The following is a 17,138-nucleotide window of genomic DNA, read 5'->3' as shown; positions in this document are numbered from 1 at the left end:
ATGGGGGTGGGCAAGCATGCCTGAGCACGTGCGGTACGAGGAGCTCCAGCGCCAGCTGCGCGCCGTCGGCGCGGTCAAGCGGACCATCGTGCGGAACCTGCCGCAGGACTGCGCCGTCGGGCCGACGGCCGTCATGTCGACCCTGCGCCGCCAGGGGCCGATGCGGCTGAGCCGCCTCGCCGACCAGCTCTGGCTCGACCTGTCCGTCACCAGCCGGCACGCGTCGCACGCCGTCGAGCAGGGCTGGGTCGAGCGCACGCACGACCCCGACGACCGGCGGTCCTGGATCCTCAGCCTCACCCCGGCGGGACGGCACAAGCTCGAGCAGATCTCCGAGCGCACCACCGGCCTGTTCGCCGAGCGGATGGGCGACTGGGACGACGCCGAGATCGACCGGCTGACCGAGCTCATGGCGCGCCTGCACGGCAGCTTCGCCGAGTGCCCGACGTCGGCCCGCGCCGCCGTCCCCGCCCGGGCCTGACGGCCCCGCCCCCACCTCGACCCCGCAGCACCTCGAGAGGACCTTCATGGCATCGACCACAGCGGCGGCGCCCGCGCACGCCAAGCGCGGCGCGCGCACCGACCACCAGCCCGGGGTCTCGATGAGCCACCGGCAGATCCTGGAGGCCCTGTCGGGCCTCATGCTGGGCATGTTCGTCGCGATCCTGTCCTCCACGATCGTCTCGAACGCCCTGCCGGAGATCATCGCCGAGCTCGGCGGCGGCCAGTCGGCCTACACCTGGGTCGTCACGGCCTCGCTGCTGTCGATGACCGCCACCACCCCGCTGTGGGGCAAGCTCGCCGACCTGTTCAGCAAGAAGGTGCTGGTGCAGGTCGCGCTGGTGATCTTCGTGCTCGCCTCGGCGGCCGCGGGGCTCGCGCAGTCCGCGGAGTGGCTCATCGTCTGCCGCGTGTTCCAGGGCATCGGCACCGGCGGTCTGTCCGCCCTGGCGCAGATCGTCATGGCGACGATGATCGCGCCGCGCGAGCGCGGCCGGTACTCCGGCTACCTGGGCGCCACCTTCGCCGTCGCCACCGTCGGCGGCCCGCTGCTCGGCGGCGTCATCACGGACACCGACTGGCTGGGCTGGCGCTGGTGCTTCTACGTGGGCGTCCCGTTCGCGCTCGTCGCGCTGATCGTGCTGCAGAAGACGCTGCACCTGCCCGTCGTGAAGCGCGACAACGTGAAGATCGACTGGGGCGGCGCGTTCCTCTCGACCGCCGCCGTCTGCCTGCTGCTCCTGTGGGTCACGTTCGCGGGCGACAAGTACGACTGGAACTCGTGGCAGACGTACGCGATGACGGGCGGCGCGCTCGTCCTCGTGCTGCTGTTCGTGCTGGTCGAGTCGAAGGTCTCCCAGCCGATCATCCCCATGCGGCTGTTCCGCAACCGCACGGTGGCGCTCTCGTCGGTGGCCTCGCTCTTCGTGGGCGTGGCGATGTTCGCCGGCACCATCTTCTTCAGCCAGTACTTCCAGCTGGCGCGCGACAAGTCGCCGACGATGGCCGGCGTCATGACGATCCCCATGATCGGTGGCCTGTTCGTCTCGTCGACCCTCTCCGGCCTCATCATCACCAGGACCGGCCGCTGGAAGGGCTGGCTGGTCTCCGGTGCCCTGCTGCTCACCGCCGGGCTCGGCCTGCTGGGCACCATCCGGTACGACACCGAGTACTGGCACGTCGCCGTCTTCATGGCGGTGATGGGCGTCGGCGTCGGCATGATGATGCAGAACCTCGTGCTCTGCACGCAGAACCAGGTGGCCCCCGCCGACCTGGGGTCCGCCAGCTCGCTGGTCACGTTCTTCCGCTCGCTCGGCGGCGCGATCGGCGTCTCCGCGCTCGGCGCCGTCCTGGCCCACCGGATCCCCGACCACGTCGCGGACGGCCTGGCGAACCTGGGCCCGAAGGGCGCCGAGCTCGCCCAGGGCGCGGCGGGCGGCTCGGGCGAGATCCCCGACATGGACCAGGTGCCCGAGCCCCTGCGCGGCGTCCTCGAGAGCGCGTACGGGCACGGCATCGCGGACGTCTTCCTCATCGGCGCGTGCGCCGCCCTCGTCGCCTTCCTGCTCGTCGCCTTCATCAAGGAGGTCCCGCTGCAGACCAAGGGCGCGATGGAGCAGTCCGCCGCCGAGGAGGCCGGCTCCCCGGCCCCGGAGGCCCTCGAGGACACCGAGGCCTACGCCCCTGAGCTCGTCGCGGTCGGCGCCGGGCCGACCGCTCGGCGCGCCGCTCCGGCGACGGACGCCCGGCCCGACGGCGGCACGGACGGCATCACCGTGCACGGCCTGGTCCGCGGCGCCGAGGGCGCCCCGCTGCCGCAGGCGGCGATCACGCTCATCTCGCTGGGCGGGCGACAGCTCGGCCTCGCGATCGCGCGGTCCGACGGCGCGTACGCGGTCGACGCGCCGGGCGCCGGCACGTACGTGCTCATCGCCTCGGCCGACGGCTTCCAGCCGCAGGCCTCGACGATCGTCGTCGGCGCGACGCCGCTGGCCCACGACGTGCTGCTGAGTGGCACCAGCGGCCTGCGCGGCGTGGTGCGCGGCCCGGACCTGCACCCCGTCGCGGGCGCGATGGTGCTGGTCACGGACGTGCGCGGCGACCTGCAGGCGAGCACGGTCACGGCGGAGGACGGCGCGTTCGCCCTCGAGGAGCTCGTGCCGGGGCCCGTCACGGTGGCCGTCAACGCCGCCGGGTTCCGGCCCCGCGCGCTGCCCGTCGAGGTCGGCGCCGCCGGCGTCACGCGCGTCGAGGTGGAGCTCGCGGCGGGCGCCCGGGTGACCGGCGTCGTGCGCGCCCCGCACGGGCCGCTCGCGGACGCCCGGGTGACGCTCGTCGACGCGGCGGGCAACGTGGCCGGGACGGCGACGACCGGCGCGGACGGCGCCTACGCGTTCACCGACCTGGACGGCGGCGAGTACACGGTGATCGCGACGGGCTACCCGCCTGCCGCGACGGCCGTGAGCCTCGCCGGCGCGGGCGTCGACGGGCACGACCTCACCCTCGCCCACCCCGCGGAGTGAGCGGCGTGCTGACCGCCACGGTCCGGACGCGCGACGGGTGGGCCGTGCCGCACGCGGTCGTCACCCTCACGGACGCCGCCGGCGCGCAGGTGCTGCGCGCGGACGCGGACGACGACGGCGCGGTCCGCGGCGAGGCCGCGCTGGCCCCGGGCGCGTACGTCGCGATCGTCACGGCGGTGGGCTACGCGCCCGCCGCGACGTCGGCGATCGTCACCGCCGCGGGCCGCGCCGCCCTGGGCACCGTGACGCTGGCCCGGCAGGGCGGCACGGAGCTGCCGCCGCCGGGCCCGTGGACGATCGACCCCGCGCACTCGTCGGTGGCGGCGGTGGCCCAGCACCTGGGCATCTCCAGCGTGCGGGGCCGGTTCACCGAGCTCGCCGGCCGGATCGACGTCGCGCCCGGCGACGTCTCCCGGTCCGGCGTCGCCGCCGTGATCGCCGCGGCGTCCATCGACACCGGCAACGCCTCTCGGGATGCCCACCTGCGGTCCCCGGACTTCCTCGACGTGGAGCGGTACGAGCACATCACGTACCGCTCGACGGGGATGACGCCTGTCGCCGACGGTCGCTGGACGGTGCACGGCGACCTCACCCTGCACGGGCTGGAGCACCCGGTCGACCTGGACCTGACCTACCTGGGCACCGGCGCCGACGCGCAGGGCGTCGTGCGCGCGGCGTTCCGCGCCACCACGGAGCTGCGCCGCGACGCCTTCGCCATCCGGTACAACGAGGTCGCCGCGGCCGGCGTCGCGATCGTGGGAACGACCCTCAAGGTCGAGCTGGAGATCCAGGCCGCGCAGGGCGCCGCGCTGCCCGCGTGACCGCGCGCCCTACGCGCGGTCGGCGCCGTCCAGGTCCTCCAGCTCCGCGACGAGCGTGCTGTGCTCGGCGTCCCGCCGGATCGCCGCCCCGAGGGCGCGCGCCGAGCGCGCGTACGACGGGTCGTCGAGCACGCGCCGGACGGCGTCCGCGAACCGCGCCGACGACGCCGTGCGCGGCAGCCGGACGGCCGCGCCCCGCAGGGTGACGCGGACGGCGTTGTCCGCCTGGTCGCGCCCGTGCGGGACGACGACGGCGGGGAGGTCGGCGGCGAGCGCCTTGAGCAGGGTCCCGTGCCCGCCGTGGGTCACGACGGCCGCGGCCTCCCGCATCGCCCTCCCGTGCGGCGCCGAGGCGACGACCGTGACGTCCGGCGTGCCGCGGACCGCCGACGGCGACACGGCCGGGCCGGTCGTGACCAGGCCGCGCACGGGCAGCGTCGCGAGCCCGTCGACGACCCGCTGCAGGACGCCGACGTGGTCCTGGAACGTCGACGACATGGCGACGAGGACGAGCGGGGCGTCGCCGGGCGGCGGCGACCAGTCGCCGTCTTCCGCCCAGGACGGGTCGTCGAGCACCGGACCGACGTACCGCGCCGCGGGGGGCAGCGTCGCGGGGAGGTCGAACGCCGGGCTGGTCATGACCAGGTGGCGCCGCGCGCGGTGCACCTGCTCCCACGAGTGCGCGATCGGCCCGACGCCGAGCTCGGCGCGCAGGGCGTTGAGCCGCTCCAGCGTGTAGCGGTCGAGCCCGGCGACCGTCATCCGACGCATGGCCGCGTCCCGCGCCCTGCCGAGCGGGCCGCGCGCAGGCGCCAGGCCCATCCCGACCGGCGTCGCGCCCGGGGTGGGCGGGACGTAGACGTTGGGCATGAGGACGTCGAACGGGATGCCGCGCGACTCGGCCGCCATCATGGCGCCGAACGCGAAGATCGACGAGACGACGAGGTCCGGCCGGTCGTCGTCGATCGCCGCGGCGACGTCGCGCGCGTGCCCGGGCGCGGGCCCCGCGATCGCACGGTCGCCCATGAGGCGCGCCTGCGCGAGCGGGCTGGTGCGCTCCCAGTCGCGGAACGGGTCGTGCGCCGGGTCGCGGTCCGGGCGGTTCGGCCCGTGCTCCCAGCGCACGACGCGCGCCCCGGTGGCGCTCGCCTCCGGGAGCATCGAGTCCTCCACCAGCACCGTCACGCGGTGGCCGCGCTCCACGAGCCGTCGCGCGGCGCCGAGCTCGGGCGGTACCGTGCCGCCGCCGTCGGTCAGCGCGAAGAGGTAGGTGTGCGGCATCGCGGCCCCTCGGAGGTCGACTCACGGTGTTCGGCGTGCTCGGCTCCACGGTAGGCCGGACACGCTCACTCGCAGGCGGTCCCGTCCCCGTCGCGGTCCAGCCGGGAGGAGTAGCCGGGGTCGCCGCGGTGCACCGGCGCCGCGCCGGCCGCCCGCGCCGCGTCGCAGTTCGCGAACGGCTCCTGCGTGGAGCCCGTGCCGTCCGAGCTCGTGTCGTCCGAGCTCGTGTCGTCCGAGCTGGTGTCGTCCGGGCCGGCGTCCACCCGCGGCGCCGGCCCGCCGGACGGCAGCGGTTCGTCGGGGCACCGGGACAGGATGCCCGCGATGGCGTCGTGCTCGGCCTGCGTGACCCACAGCGCGTACGCCTGCTTCACCGCGACCTGCCGCGCCACGTACTGGCAGCGGAACGTCTTGGACGGCGGCAGCCAGGTCGCGGCGTCGCCGTCCCCCTTGCCCGAGTTGGTCGGGCCGTCGACCGCGAGCAGGTTCAGCGGGTCGTTGGCGAGCTGCCGGCGCGCCACGCCGTCGAGCTGCTGCGCCCCCTTCTGCCACGCGTCGGACAGCGCGACCACGTGGTCGATCTGCACCGCCGTGGACGTCGCCTGCCCGCGCAGGAAGTCGATCCGCGTGGCGGTGTACGGGTCGGCGAGCACGCCGCTCAGCACGATGCAGTCGTGCGTGTCCGGGTCGGTGACGGTGCGGGTCAGGTCGCGCGCGAGGACGTCGTTGCGGGTGTCGCACCCGTTGTGGTCGACGTCGGCCCACGCCGGGCCGAACTGGTCGCGGGAGTAGCCCGTCTTGGGCGCGCGACCCTTGACCGGCAGGCCCTCCAGCGCCGCGAGCGCGGTCCCCGCTGGTGACGTGCCCGGCGACACGGGCGGGTCCGAGGGCGCCGGCTCGTCCGACGGCGCGGGCAGGTCGGACGGCGCTGCCAGGTCGGAGGGCGCGACGTCGTCGACACCGGGGGTCGCGGGCTCGAGGCCGCCGGCGCACGCGCCGAGCAGGAGCGCGACGGAGACCCCCAGCGCCGCGATGCCGCCGCGCCGGGTGGTGGTCGCCGCCCTCACCGGGCGGGGTGCGCGAGCAGGTCGGCGTACTCGGGGTGGCGCTGCACGTAGGCCTTGATGAACGGGCACAGCGGCACGATCTTCTCCCCCGCGGCGCGCACCTGGTCGAGCGCGCCGGCGGCGAGCTGCGACCCGATCCCCTGCCCCTCGAACGCCGGGTCCACCTCGGTGTGCGTGAAGACGACCACGGCCGACCCCTCGTCAGCCTTCCGCTCGTAGTACGCGCCGCCGGCGCGGCGGCCGTCGTCGAGCCGGGCGAGGAAGACCTGGTGGTCGCGGTCGTCGACGACCGTCACGGGGGTGGGGGTGGCGTTCATGGCCCCCATCCTGGCCGCTGACCCCGACATCTGTCGCCCCCCGTGCCGGGGCGAGACGGACCTCACGGCGCCTGGTGGACCGGCTCCTCGTCGCCGGGCAGCAGGCGGTGCAGCAGCGGCGTGTTGACCCGCACGGTGAAGAAGTCGATGAGGGGCCCGGCGAAGAACGCCGTCATGACGGTCCCCACCCCCACCGGGCCGCCGAACAGGATCGCGAGGCCGACGAACGCCAGGTCCTGCGCCACCCGCACCACCCGGTAGCGCCACCCGGTGCGGTCGACGACGATCGGCGCGATCGCGTCGTACGGCGCCGTCCCGATCCCCGCGGTCATGTAGGCCGACGCGCCGGCGGTGAACAGCACGATCCCCACCCCGAAGAGCACGGCCTGCAGCAGGTGGCTGGGCGGGTCGGGCACCAGGGGCGCCAGCAGCGCGCCGAACCACTGGACGAAGAACCCCGTCATCACCATGTTGATGACCGTGCCCAGCCCGACGTAGCGGCGCGCCCACACCACGACGGGCACGAGCAGGACGGCGTTCACGGCGAGCTGGTACGCCCCGAGCCCGATGCCGAGGTGCCCGCTGACCCCGATGTTCGCCGCCGTGAACGGGTCGACGCCGACGTGCGCGGACAGCAGCACGGCCGACCCGAGGGCGAGCACGGCGACGCCGCCGAGCGCCCAGAGCGCACGCGGCACGAGCTGCGCGGCGCGCACGCGGTCCCTGGCGGTCATGGTCCGTCACGCTAGAGGCCCCCGGCCGGGCGCGCGCGGTGGGGCTGCGCCGCACCAAGCCCCACACCCGCGGGGGTGGGAGAATCCGGCAGTGACCGAGCCCGTCCCCGAGGGCCCCGACACGGCGTCGGGCGCCCGGAAGCGCAACCCCTATCTCGACGTCCTCCAGGTACCGGGGGCGCTCCCGTTCTCCGCCGCCGGCGTGATCGCCCGGCTGCCGATGTCGATGGTCGGCATCGGCACGGTGCTCATGGTGCAGGCCCTGTACGGCTCGTACGCGATGGCGGGCCGGGTGTCGGCGGTGCTGGTGGTGGCGCAGGCCCTGGTCGCGCCGCAGATCGCGCGCCTCGTGGACCGGTCGGGCCAGGCCCGGGTGATGACCCCGATGCTGGTCGCGACGACGGTGGGGCTCCTGGGGCTGGTGGCGGCCGCGACCCTCGGCGCCCCGGAGTGGGTGCTGTGGGTGTGCGCCGCGGTGGGCGGGGCGAGCCAGGGCTCGTACGGGTCGCTCGCCCGGGCCCGCTGGTCCCACGTGCTCCCGGAGGCGCGGCGCGTGCACACCGCCTACTCCCTGGAGTCGGCCCTCGACGAACTGGTGTTCATCGTGGGCCCGGTGCTGGCGACGACGCTCGCGACGACGGTCATCCCCTCGGGCGGCCTGCTGGTCGCGGCCGTCGTGGGCGGCGGGGGCGCCGCCTGGTTCCTCACGCAGCGGCGCACCGAGCCGCCCGCCCGGGGCGCGGCCGTACCCGCGGACGGCGAGCGCGTCGGCTCGGTGACGCATCCCGACGCCGTCCGCCTCGAGCGCCGCTCGGCGATCCGCATGCCCGGGATGCCGGTGCTCGCCGTCGTCTTCGTCGGCATGGGCGTCATGTTCGGGTCGAGCGACGTCGCCACCGTGGCGTTCGCGGAGGAGCAGGGGGTCAAGGGCCTCGCCGGGCTGGTGCTCGCCTGCTTCGCGCTGGGCTCGATGGTCTCGGGCCTGGCGTACGGGGCAAGGCACTGGGTGTCCCCGCTGTCGGTCCGGTTCACCGTCACGGCCTGCGGGATCGCCGTCGGGGTCTCCCTGTTCTTCTTCGTCCAGAACCTCGTGGTCCTGGGCGTGGTGATGTTCGTGGCCGGGTTCGCCATCGCCCCGACGCTCATCAACGGCAACGCCCTGGTGCAGGCGCTCGTCGCGCCGCACCAGCTCACCGAGGGCCTCACGTGGGTGGGCACGTCGCTGGGCGTCGGCGTCTCGCTCGGCTCGTGGCTTGCCGGCGTCGCGGTGGACGCCGTGGACTCGCACGCCGGGTTCCTCGTCACGATGTCGGGCGGCTGGGCGTGCGCCGTCCTCGCGGTCGTCGCCCTGCCGGGGATGCGCAGACGGAAGCCCTACGCGGCCGCGACGCCCTGACGCTCGCGTCCCCGGGTCCGGTCAGGGGACGACGACGGTCTTGCCCCGGGAATGGCCGAGCCCGAGCTCGTGCACCGCGTCGGGCGCCTCGGCGAGCGGGCGCACGGCCTCGACGGCCGGGGCGAGCCGCCCCTCGACGACCATCGTCGCCAAGGTCTGCAGGTCGTCCGGCTGGGTGATGCCGACGAACCCTCGCAGCCGTTGCCGCAGGAACGGCGACCACAGCAGCCCGCGGAGCTGGCGCTCCGCCCCGCCGAGGAACCCGCTGGTGGTCACCCCGGCACCCAGCAGCACGAGCGTGCCGCGGGGCGTCAGGGCGCGGCGCAGGTCGCGCAGCGGCCGGTTGCCCGCGACGTCGACGACGACGTCGTGCGGCCCGGCCGCGGTGATCGGTTCGCGGGTGTAGTCGAGAACGCGCTCGGCGCCGAGCCGCGTGACCAGCTCCGCCTTGCCGGGGCCCGCGACCCCGGTGACGGCGGCACCTCGCGCCACCGCGAGCCCGACGACGAACGTCCCGACGCCGCCACCCGCGCCGGTGACGAGCACCCGCTGGCCGGCGCGCACCTCGCCGATGTCGCGCACGGCCTGGAGCGCCGTGGTGCCGGACACGCCGAGGGTGGCGGCCGCCTCGGGAGCGAGGTCCGGCGGGCGCGCGGCGAGCTTGTTCTCCGGCGCGAGCGCCAGCTCGGCGAACGTGCTGGCGCCCGTGCCGAACACCTCGTCCCCGACGGCGAACCGTCGCGCCCCGGGGCCCACGGCCTCGACCGTGCCGGCGAGCTCCTGACCCGCGACGCGCGCCTTCGGGCGGCGGAGCCCGAACGCGAGGCGCGCCACCGGTGGCCGTCCCGTCGTCAGGTACCAGACGCCGGCGTCGAGCGCCGCGGCCCGCACGCGGACCAGCAGCTCGCGGCCGGTCGGCTCCGGCGGGTCGACCTCGGCGAGCCGGAGCACCTCGGCCGTGCCGTAGCGGTCGTGCACGATCGCTCGCATCGTTCCTCCCGCGGGCCGGCGAGGGCTGCTGGTCGGGGTTCCTCGACGATATGCACGCCCGCGGGAGCACGCCGTGGCGAGCGCTCGGGGCTCAGGGCTCCGGATGGTGCGCGTCGTACCGCCAGAACCGGGGTTGCAGCCGCACGACCAGCCACAGCACGGCGACGCACGCGAGCCCGCCGACGACGGCCGCCCAGCCCTCGCCGAACCACGTGGCCTCCGAGCCCAGCACCATCTCCCCGAGCCGCGGCCCGCCCGCGACGACCACGATGAACACGCCCTGGAGGCGGCCGCGCATGTGGTCAGGCGTCGCGGTCTGCAGGATCGACTGGCGGAACACGGACGAGATCGCGTCCGACCCGCCCGCGAGCAGCAGCGCCACGCCCGCGAGCACGACGGCGCCCCACAGCACGCCGTCCGGCGCGTCCGGCCCGACGGCGACGAGCACCGCGCCGAAGGCCGTGACACTCAGCCCCCACGCCGTGATCGCCCACACGATGATCCGGCCCTGCCACCGCACGCGGACCAGCGCGCCGGAGAACACGCTCGCGAGGATGCCGCCGACGGCGAACCCGGCGGCGAGCACACCTGTCGTCGTCTCCCCGCCGCCCAGGTAGAGCGCGCCCGCCGCGGGCCACAGCACGCGGGGGAAGGCGAGGACCATCGCGGCCAGGTCGACGACGAACGTCGTGCGCACGTTCGGCCGCGTCGCGAGGTAGCGCAGCCCGTCAAGCACCGAGCTCAGCCCGACGACGCGCCGCCGGGCGGGCGCGGCGCCGGTCACGTCGTCGTCCCTCTGGTCGTCCAGGGTCAGCTCGGGCGGGACGGCGGGCAGCCGCCACACCGCCCACAGCGCGGCGGTGAACAGCAGCGCGTCGAGGGTGTACGCCCAGGCATACCCCAGCCGGGCCACGAGGAGCGCGCCCACGAGGGGGCCGCAGGTGAGGGCCACGTTGAACGACAGCGTCTGGAGCGCGTTGGCCGCCGGCATGAGCTGCGGCTCCAGCAGGCGCGGCACGATCGACGTGCGCGCGGGGTTGTTGATGGCGAACGCCGCGGACTGCAGCGCCACGAGCCCGTACAGCAGGTTCACCGAGCCGACGTCGAGCCACGCCTGCGCCGCGATGGCCGCCGTCACCAGCCACAGCACCGAGGACGCGAGCAGCGAGACGCGGCGCCGGTCGTAGTGGTCCACCAGCGCCCCGCCGTACAGCCCGAGGGCGACCAGCGGCACCAGCGCGGCGATCCCCAGCGTGCCCACCGCGAGCGTGGAACCCGTCAGGGCGTACACCTGCAGGCCCACCGCGACCACGGTGACCTGCGTGCCGATGTTCGAGACGCCGAGGCCCCACCAGAGGCGACGGAACGCCGGGGAGACGCGCAGCGGCGTGAGGTCGGCGATCAGGCGGGGCACGGTGTCCCAGGGTAGGCGTGTTCCGCGGGCAGCCCCGGGCGGGTCCGCCGAGACCCTCCCCCGAGAGCCCGGTGATCGTCCGCCCGGGGCCGCCACGCGTACCCCGCGTCGCCGGTGCGTCGTGGGTGCGGCCCGGCCCCCTGCGCCGTGCCGCACCCCGCCGACCCCAGCCGGGGCGGAGCTGCCACGGGACACTCCCCAGTGATCCCCCGTGACAGCGCCGCCCCGTCCGGAGCCGGTACCGGCTCCGACGGGGTCAGCGGGTCCCGACCGCGACGACCTCCCTCCGGCGGCGCAGCACCAGCGCGACGCCCGTCAGCATCAGCAGCAGCGCCGGGCCCAGCAGCCGCAGGTCGCCGCCCGTCGTCGGCAGCGACTGCATCGCGCTGGCACCGTCAGCGCCGGACGCCGCCGTGGCGCCGTCGGACCCGGTACCGATCAGCTGTCCCGAACCGTCCGCGCCGGCGGCCTCGGCGACCGGTCCGCCCACCGGGGTGGTCGAGCCGTCGCCGGACCCGTCGTCACCCGGGTTGGCGGTGCCACCGTCGCCGGGGTCGGTCCCATCGCCCGGGTCGGTCCCGTCGCCCGGGTCCGTGCCGTCCCCCGGGTCCGTGCCGTCACCAGGATCCGTGCCGTCACCCGGGTCCGTGCCGTCACCAGGATCGGTAGCGGTGGTGCCGTCCTCCAGGACGTCGTCGACCAGACCGTCCTCGGCGAGGACGTCGTCGGTGACGGCCCCGAGGTCGCCCTCGAGCAGGTCGTTCACCGTGTCGTTGACGTCCTCGACGACGTGCTCGACGAGCTCGTCCGTGACGCCGTCCTGCGGCTCGTCGGCGCCGATGATGTCGTCCACGGTGCCGTCCTCGCCGGCGATCCCGTCGACGGTGTCCTCGACGAGGTCACCCGTGCCGAGCACGTCGTCCACGGTGCCGGTCGAGTCGACGACGTCGTTCAGCACCGGGTCCAGCCCCTGGTCCTCCAGCACGTCGTCGACCAGGCCGTCCTCGGCCGTCAGGTCGTCGACGACGCCCGGCAGGTCGCCGGCCGTCACCGAGTCCACCGTCGAGTCGACGTCGTCCACCACGGCCTCCACGACGCCGTCCGTGACGCCGTCCTGCGGCTCGTCGGCGCCGACGACGTCGTCGACCACGCCGTCCTCACCGAGCAGGCCGTCCGCGGTGTCCTCGACGAGGTCACCCGTGCCGAGCGCGTCGTCCACCGCACCGGTGGAGTCGACGACGTCGTTCAGCACCGGGTCCAGACCCTGGTCCTCCAGCACGTCGTCGACCAGGCCGTCCTCGGCCGTGAGGTCGTCGGCCACCGCGCCGAGGTCGCCCTCGGTGAGGTCTCCCACCACCTGCTCGACGTCGTCGAGCGCGTGCTCGACGAGCTCGTCCGTGACGCCGTCCTCGGGCTCGTCGGCACCGACGACGTCGTCCACGACACCGTCGTCGCCGGCGAGGCCGTCCACGACGTCCTGCACCAGCGACCCGGTCCCGACGGTGTCGTCGACCGTGCCCGCCAGGTCGGAGACCTGGTCGACCACGTCGTCCGCGGCCGCGTCCACGCCGCCGTCCTCCAGCGCGTCGTCCAGAAGCCCGTCGTCGGCGGCGACGTCGTCGACCACGCCCGGCAGGTCGCCGGCCGTCACCGAGTCGAGCGTCGAGTCGACGTCGTCCACCACGGCCTCCACGAGACCGTCGGTGACGCCGTCCTGCGGCTCGTCGGCGCCGAGGAAGTCATCCAGCACGCCCTCCTCACCGGCGATCCCGCCGACCACGTCCTGCACCGCCGACCCCGTGCCCAGCAGGTCGTCCACCGCACCGGTGGAGCCCACGACGTCGTTGAGCACCGGGTCCAGGCCCTGGTCCTCCAGCACGTCGTCGACCAGGCCGTCCTCGCCGGTCACGTCGTCGACCACGCCCGGCAGGTCGCCGGCCGTCACCGAGTCGAGCGTCGAGTCGACGTCGTCCACCACGGCCTCCACGAGACCGTCCGTGACGCCGTCCTGCGCCTCGTCCGGGCCGAGGACGTCGTCCAGCACGCCGTCAGCACCGAGGAGGCCGCTCACCGTGGACCGCAGCAGCGACCGCGTGCCCAGCACGCCGTCGACCGTGCCCGCGGCGTCCGCCACCGACACGGTCAGGTCGTCCACCGCGCCGTCCAGGCTCGGCAGCGCGCCGGTCAGGTCACCCAGCCCGGCCGAGTCGCCCGTGCCTGGCAGCGAACCGAGGTCACCGAGGCCACCGAGGTCACCGAGGTCACCGAGGTCACCGAGGTCACCGAGGTCACCGAGGTCACCGAGGTCACCGAGGTCACCGAGGATGGTGTCGGTCGCGCTGTCCTCCAGCGCGTCGTCCAGCACCCCGTCGTCGGCGACGACGGAGTCCACGACGCCGTCCAGGTCACCGGCGGTCAGACCGCCCAGCGCGGCGTCGACGTCGTCGAGCAGGTGCCCCGCGACCTCGTCCGTCACACCGGCCTCGGGCTCGTCGGCACCCAGGACGTCGTCCACGACGCCGTCCTCACCGACCAGCCCGTCCACCGTGCCCTGCACCACCGGCTCGGTACCCAGCGCAGCGTCCAGCGAGCCCGCCGCGTCCGAGACCCCGGCCAGCACACCCTCGACCGTGGCATCGACATCCGTCAGCGCACCAAGGCCACCCAGCGACCCCAGATCACCGAGGTCACCCGGTCCAGCACCCGGCAGCTCACCGCCACCGAGACCAGGCAGACCATCCACGACACCGGTCAGGTCACCGACATCACCGAGGTCACCGAGGCCACCGAGGTCACCCAGGCCGTCGACCGACCCCAGGTCGTCGATCCCGGGAAGACCGTCGGTCGCGTCTCCCTCGAGCGCGTCGTCGACGAGGCCGTCGTCCGCGACGACGGAGTCCACGACGCCCTCCAGGTCACCGGCGGTGACGCCGTCGAGCGTGCCGTCGACGTCGTCGAGCGCGTGCTCCACGACCTCGTCGGTCACACCGGACTCGGGCTCGTCGGCACCAAGGACGTCGTCGAGGGCGCCGTCCTCACCGGCCACCGCGTCGACGGCGCCGTCGGCGACCCCGCCCACGGTGTCCTGCACCGCGGTGCCGGTACCGAGGACGCCGTCCACCGCACCGGTCGCCGTGTCGACGGTCTCGCCGACCTGCTCGAGCGCCGCGTCGACGCCCTGGTCCTCGAGCGCGTCGTCCACGACACCGCCGTCGGCGGCGACGTCGTCCACGACGCCCTCGACGTCACCGGCGGCGAGGTGTCCCGTCGCCTGCTCGACGTCGTCGACCACATGCTCGGTGACCTGGTCGGTCACGCCGGACTCGGGCTCGTCGGCGCCGAGGACGTCGTCCACGACACCACCGTCGCCGGTGACCCCGTCGACGGTGTCCCGGACGTCCGAACCGGTCCCGAGCGCCTCGTCGGCGGCTCCCGCCACGTCCGACACCTCGTCGGACGCACGGTCCACGGTCTCGTCGACCGCGCCCCCGGCTCCTCGGTCCGCGGGCTGCGGCGTGCCGCCGTCGCCCCGGTCGTCGCCGGTCGAGCCGCCGTCGGCGCCGTCGTTCCCGGAGTCGCCACCCGCCGGTTCGGCGGGCTGGTCCTCGATCGCGTCGTCGACGACGCCGTCGTCCCCGGCGACGTCCTCGACGACGCCCTGGACGTCGCCCGACTGCACGTCGTCCGCCGTCTGGTGCACGTCCTCGGCGACGGCGTCCACGAGGTCGTCGGTCGTCGTGTCGGACTCCTCGTCCGGCCCGGCGACGTCGTCGACCGCGCCGTCGTCGCCGGCGACGGCATCGACCACCGCCTCGACGCCCTCCGTGTCGACCTCGGGGAGGTCCACGGGCGTGTCGAGCTCGGCATCGTTCGTCTCCTCGGAGACCTCGCTCAGGTGGAGGTCGACCGAGGTGTCCGCACCGACGGTGGCGTCGACGACGTCATCGTCCGCGGCTTGGGCCGTCACGGCCCCGGCGACCACGAGGCCGCCTGCGACGAGCGCGACTTTCAGCGCTCGTCGGACATGGGTATGCATGATCCGCTCCTGACTGGCGTGGTGCGCGGGAGGCGGATGCCGCCCGCGGTCGCAGTCGCGCGTGAGGGCGCGACGCGGCCACGTCAGGCAGGAGAGACGGGGATGTCGAGGGCGACCGCCGGGAGGCGGTCGAGCTGGTCGCCCGCGGGGGCGATCCACGCCCGCGCGGTGAAAGGGTCGCTGCCCGCGAGGTCGGCCGCGGCGTCGCCGCCCGACGCCCCGCGGACGCTCGAGGAGGGGCCCGACGGCGCGCTGCTGGCGGCGGGCGCCGACGGCGTGGCCGGCGCGGGCTCACGGTCGGCGGGGACGAGCGCCTGGTCGGCGGCGTCCAGCACGCTGCCGACGTCGGAGAGGAACGCCCCCGGCGCAGGCTCGAGGACGGCCGTGCTCACGACCGCGGGCTCGGACCCCGAGGTGTGGCGCGCACCCGGGGCGGCGGCGTCGACGTTCGTCGCGCGGTCGGCGGGAGCGGCCGGTCCCGGCGCCGGCTCGGCGGGGTCTTCCGCGGCGGGCAGCCCGAGCACGGGCTCCAGGGCCGGCAGCAGGACGGGCTCGACCACCGGGGCGACGGCGTCCACGACCGGCTCGACAACGGGCTGCAGCGTCCCGCCGACGGGGTCGACCACGGGAGCGAGCGCATCCACCACCGGGGCCGCCACGTCGAGGACCGGGTCGACGACAGGCTTCAGCGAACCCGTCACGGGGGACACCAGTCCGACGACGGGCTCGAGCACCGGGTCGAGCGTCCTCACGACCGGAGCGACGACGTCACCCACCCCGTCGGTGACGGGCGCGAGCGGACGCGTCACGTCGTGCACCACGTGGCCGACCGGCTCGAGCACCGGGGACAGCGACCGGGTCACGGGGGCCAGCGTCTCCGCGGCCGCGCCCGTCACGGGCTCGAGCGCCCCGCCGACCGGTCCGGTGATCTCCTCGACGACGCCCGCCACCGGGTCCACGACCGGCGACAGCGGGCTGAGGACCCCCTCGACCAGCGCCCCCACCGGCTCGGTCACCGCGCCGACGGGCGCCGTCACCGCCTCGACCGTGCGAGCGACGGGCTCCAGCACGGTGCCGCGCTCCGCGTGCTCGGCCGGTGCTTCGGTCTGCTCCGGCGCGGCGTCCGGCCGTGCCGCCTCGGCGGGGGCGGGCTGCTCGGACTGCTCAGGCACCTCGGACTGCTCGGGCTGCGGTTCGTCCGCCGGCTGCTCCTCGACGGCCAGTTCGCGAGCCAGGTCCTCGGCTGCCTGCTCGGCGGGCGCCACGACCTCGTCGTGCACCGCCGTGCGCAGCCGCTCGGCCTTCTCACGGACCGGTGCCACGGCATCGTCGACCGCGTCACGCACACGTTCGGCCCGGCGGTCGGCCGACCGCTCACCGTCGTCGGCGGCAGGCTCGTCGGCCTCCGGCTCGTCGGCGGCAGGCTCGTCGGCCGCAGGCTCGTCGGCCGCAGGCTCGGCGGCCTCCGGCTCGACGGCGACGGGCGCCTCCGCCTCGTGCTTCTCCACCGAGCTCTTGTCCACCGCGGGCTTCTCCACCGCGGGCTTCGCGGGAGCAGCCTCCTCGGCCGGGGACTGCGCGGCACGCTCACTCTCGACGGGCTCCTGAGCAGCCCGCTCGTGGCGCGGCTTCGGAGCGTCCGCGGCCTTCTCCTGCCCCCGCTCCGGGGGTCGAGACTCGCGGTCCCCACGGTCCCCACGGTCCCCACGGTCCCCACGGTCTCCGTCGTCGTGGTCGGTCAGCGACCGGACCACGGACGTCAACGGGCCCTCGTGGCCGCCGTCGTCGGCGGACGCGGTGCCGGCGAGGGTGACGCTCAGCGCGGCGGCCCCGGCGAGCCCGACGGCGGCCCCGGCCACGCGCGCGACCCAGCGCCGGCGGCGTCCTGCCGCCGGAGCACGGTCCACGCTGCGTGTCACTCGGCCCCCTTCGATGCCACGCCGGGTCAGGCGCTGCTCCGTCATGACCCAGCTCACACTGTGACGCCCGAGCAACGGTCACGCAACAACAGCGGGTGAGACTTCACCCGGCGGCGGGTCCGACCACCCAGGCGTGACGC

12 protein-coding genes are annotated in these 17,138 nt (G+C 75.3%); 4 read left to right on the top strand and 8 right to left on the bottom strand.

What is annotated here, in order from left to right:
• The first annotated feature begins 16 nt into the window (after positions 1 to 16).
• Genes ACFQ8E_RS15885 through ACFQ8E_RS15875 form a run of 3 tightly spaced genes read left to right on the top strand, consistent with a single transcriptional unit; the run spans position 17 to position 3,844 of the window.
• Positions 17 to 481 (top strand): MarR family winged helix-turn-helix transcriptional regulator, encoded by a 465-nt coding sequence (locus ACFQ8E_RS15885; RefSeq protein ID WP_430551536.1) that lies wholly within the window; start codon positions 17 to 19, stop codon positions 479 to 481.
• A 46-nt stretch (positions 482 to 527) separates the two neighbouring features.
• Positions 528 to 3,023 (top strand): MFS transporter, encoded by a 2,496-nt coding sequence (locus ACFQ8E_RS15880; RefSeq protein WP_430551535.1) that lies wholly within the window; start codon positions 528 to 530, stop codon positions 3,021 to 3,023.
• A 5-nt stretch (positions 3,024 to 3,028) separates the two neighbouring features.
• Positions 3,029 to 3,844 (top strand): YceI family protein, encoded by an 816-nt coding sequence (locus tag ACFQ8E_RS15875; protein ID WP_430551534.1) that lies wholly within the window; start codon positions 3,029 to 3,031, stop codon positions 3,842 to 3,844.
• Between the two features lie 9 nt (positions 3,845 to 3,853).
• On the opposite strand, the gene ACFQ8E_RS15870 is transcribed toward ACFQ8E_RS15875, so the two are convergent.
• From ACFQ8E_RS15870 to ACFQ8E_RS15855, 4 genes are all read right to left on the bottom strand, one after another.
• The gene (locus tag ACFQ8E_RS15870; protein ID WP_430551533.1) at positions 3,854 to 5,125 is read right to left on the bottom strand and encodes a glycosyltransferase; all 1,272 of its coding nucleotides are present in this window, start codon (positions 5,123 to 5,125) and stop codon (positions 3,854 to 3,856) included.
• Between the two features lie 65 nt (positions 5,126 to 5,190).
• Positions 5,191 to 6,192, bottom strand: coding sequence for a DUF1524 domain-containing protein (locus tag ACFQ8E_RS15865; protein ID WP_430551532.1), 1,002 nt, complete (start codon positions 6,190 to 6,192; stop codon positions 5,191 to 5,193).
• Positions 6,189 to 6,509, bottom strand: a complete 321-nt coding sequence (locus tag ACFQ8E_RS15860; protein WP_430551531.1) for a GNAT family N-acetyltransferase — start codon at positions 6,507 to 6,509, stop codon at positions 6,189 to 6,191. The genes ACFQ8E_RS15865 and ACFQ8E_RS15860 overlap by 4 nt, the downstream gene beginning before the upstream one ends.
• Before the next feature lie 62 nt (positions 6,510 to 6,571).
• Positions 6,572 to 7,243, bottom strand: a complete 672-nt coding sequence (locus ACFQ8E_RS15855) for a YitT family protein (protein ID WP_430551530.1) — start codon at positions 7,241 to 7,243, stop codon at positions 6,572 to 6,574.
• 91 nt (positions 7,244 to 7,334) lie between these two features.
• Between ACFQ8E_RS15855 and ACFQ8E_RS15850 the strand changes: the two genes are divergently transcribed.
• On the top strand, positions 7,335 to 8,639 hold the full coding sequence (locus ACFQ8E_RS15850) for an MFS transporter (RefSeq protein WP_430551529.1): 1,305 nt from the start codon (positions 7,335 to 7,337) through the stop codon (positions 8,637 to 8,639).
• Between the two features lie 21 nt (positions 8,640 to 8,660).
• Here ACFQ8E_RS15850 and ACFQ8E_RS15845 read toward each other — a convergent pair whose 3' ends face one another.
• The 4 genes from ACFQ8E_RS15845 to ACFQ8E_RS15830 all read right to left on the bottom strand — a co-directional run bounded on the left by ACFQ8E_RS15845 (position 8,661) and on the right by ACFQ8E_RS15830 (position 16,998).
• Entirely contained in the window at positions 8,661 to 9,629 is a 969-nt protein-coding gene (locus ACFQ8E_RS15845; RefSeq protein ID WP_430551528.1) for an NAD(P)-dependent alcohol dehydrogenase, read from the bottom strand.
• Positions 9,630 to 9,720: 91 nt separating this feature from the next.
• Positions 9,721 to 11,043, bottom strand: a complete 1,323-nt coding sequence (locus ACFQ8E_RS15840) for an MFS transporter (protein WP_430551527.1) — start codon at positions 11,041 to 11,043, stop codon at positions 9,721 to 9,723.
• Positions 11,044 to 11,299: 256 nt separating this feature from the next.
• Positions 11,300 to 15,010: a beta strand repeat-containing protein gene (locus ACFQ8E_RS15835; RefSeq protein WP_430551526.1), complete on the bottom strand. Its 3,711-nt coding sequence runs from the start codon at positions 15,008 to 15,010 to the stop codon at positions 11,300 to 11,302.
• 152 nt (positions 15,011 to 15,162) lie between these two features.
• Complete coding sequence (locus ACFQ8E_RS15830; protein WP_430551525.1) at positions 15,163 to 16,998, bottom strand: hypothetical protein; 1,836 nt, start codon at positions 16,996 to 16,998, stop codon at positions 15,163 to 15,165.
• Positions 16,999 to 17,138 lie beyond the last annotated feature (140 nt).

The organism is Isoptericola sp. NPDC056573, from assembly GCF_042793335.1.
In the GTDB taxonomy this organism is placed as follows: domain Bacteria; phylum Actinomycetota; class Actinomycetes; order Actinomycetales; family Cellulomonadaceae; genus Isoptericola.
This window is presented reverse-complemented; position numbering and strand designations above follow the sequence as displayed.

Excerpts from the sequence above, each read along its gene's own strand:
- ACFQ8E_RS15870 (WP_430551533.1), bottom strand. The coding sequence starts at position 5,125 with ATGCCGCACACCTACCTCTTCGCGCTGACCGACGGCGGCGGCACGGTA.
- ACFQ8E_RS15845 (WP_430551528.1), bottom strand. The coding sequence starts at position 9,629 with ATGCGAGCGATCGTGCACGACCGCTACGGCACGGCCGAGGTGCTCCGG.
- ACFQ8E_RS15880 (WP_430551535.1), top strand. The coding sequence starts at position 528 with ATGGCATCGACCACAGCGGCGGCGCCCGCGCACGCCAAGCGCGGCGCG.
- ACFQ8E_RS15860 (WP_430551531.1), bottom strand. The coding sequence starts at position 6,509 with ATGAACGCCACCCCCACCCCCGTGACGGTCGTCGACGACCGCGACCAC.
- ACFQ8E_RS15855 (WP_430551530.1), bottom strand. The coding sequence starts at position 7,243 with ATGACCGCCAGGGACCGCGTGCGCGCCGCGCAGCTCGTGCCGCGTGCG.
- ACFQ8E_RS15885 (WP_430551536.1), top strand. The coding sequence starts at position 17 with ATGCCTGAGCACGTGCGGTACGAGGAGCTCCAGCGCCAGCTGCGCGCC.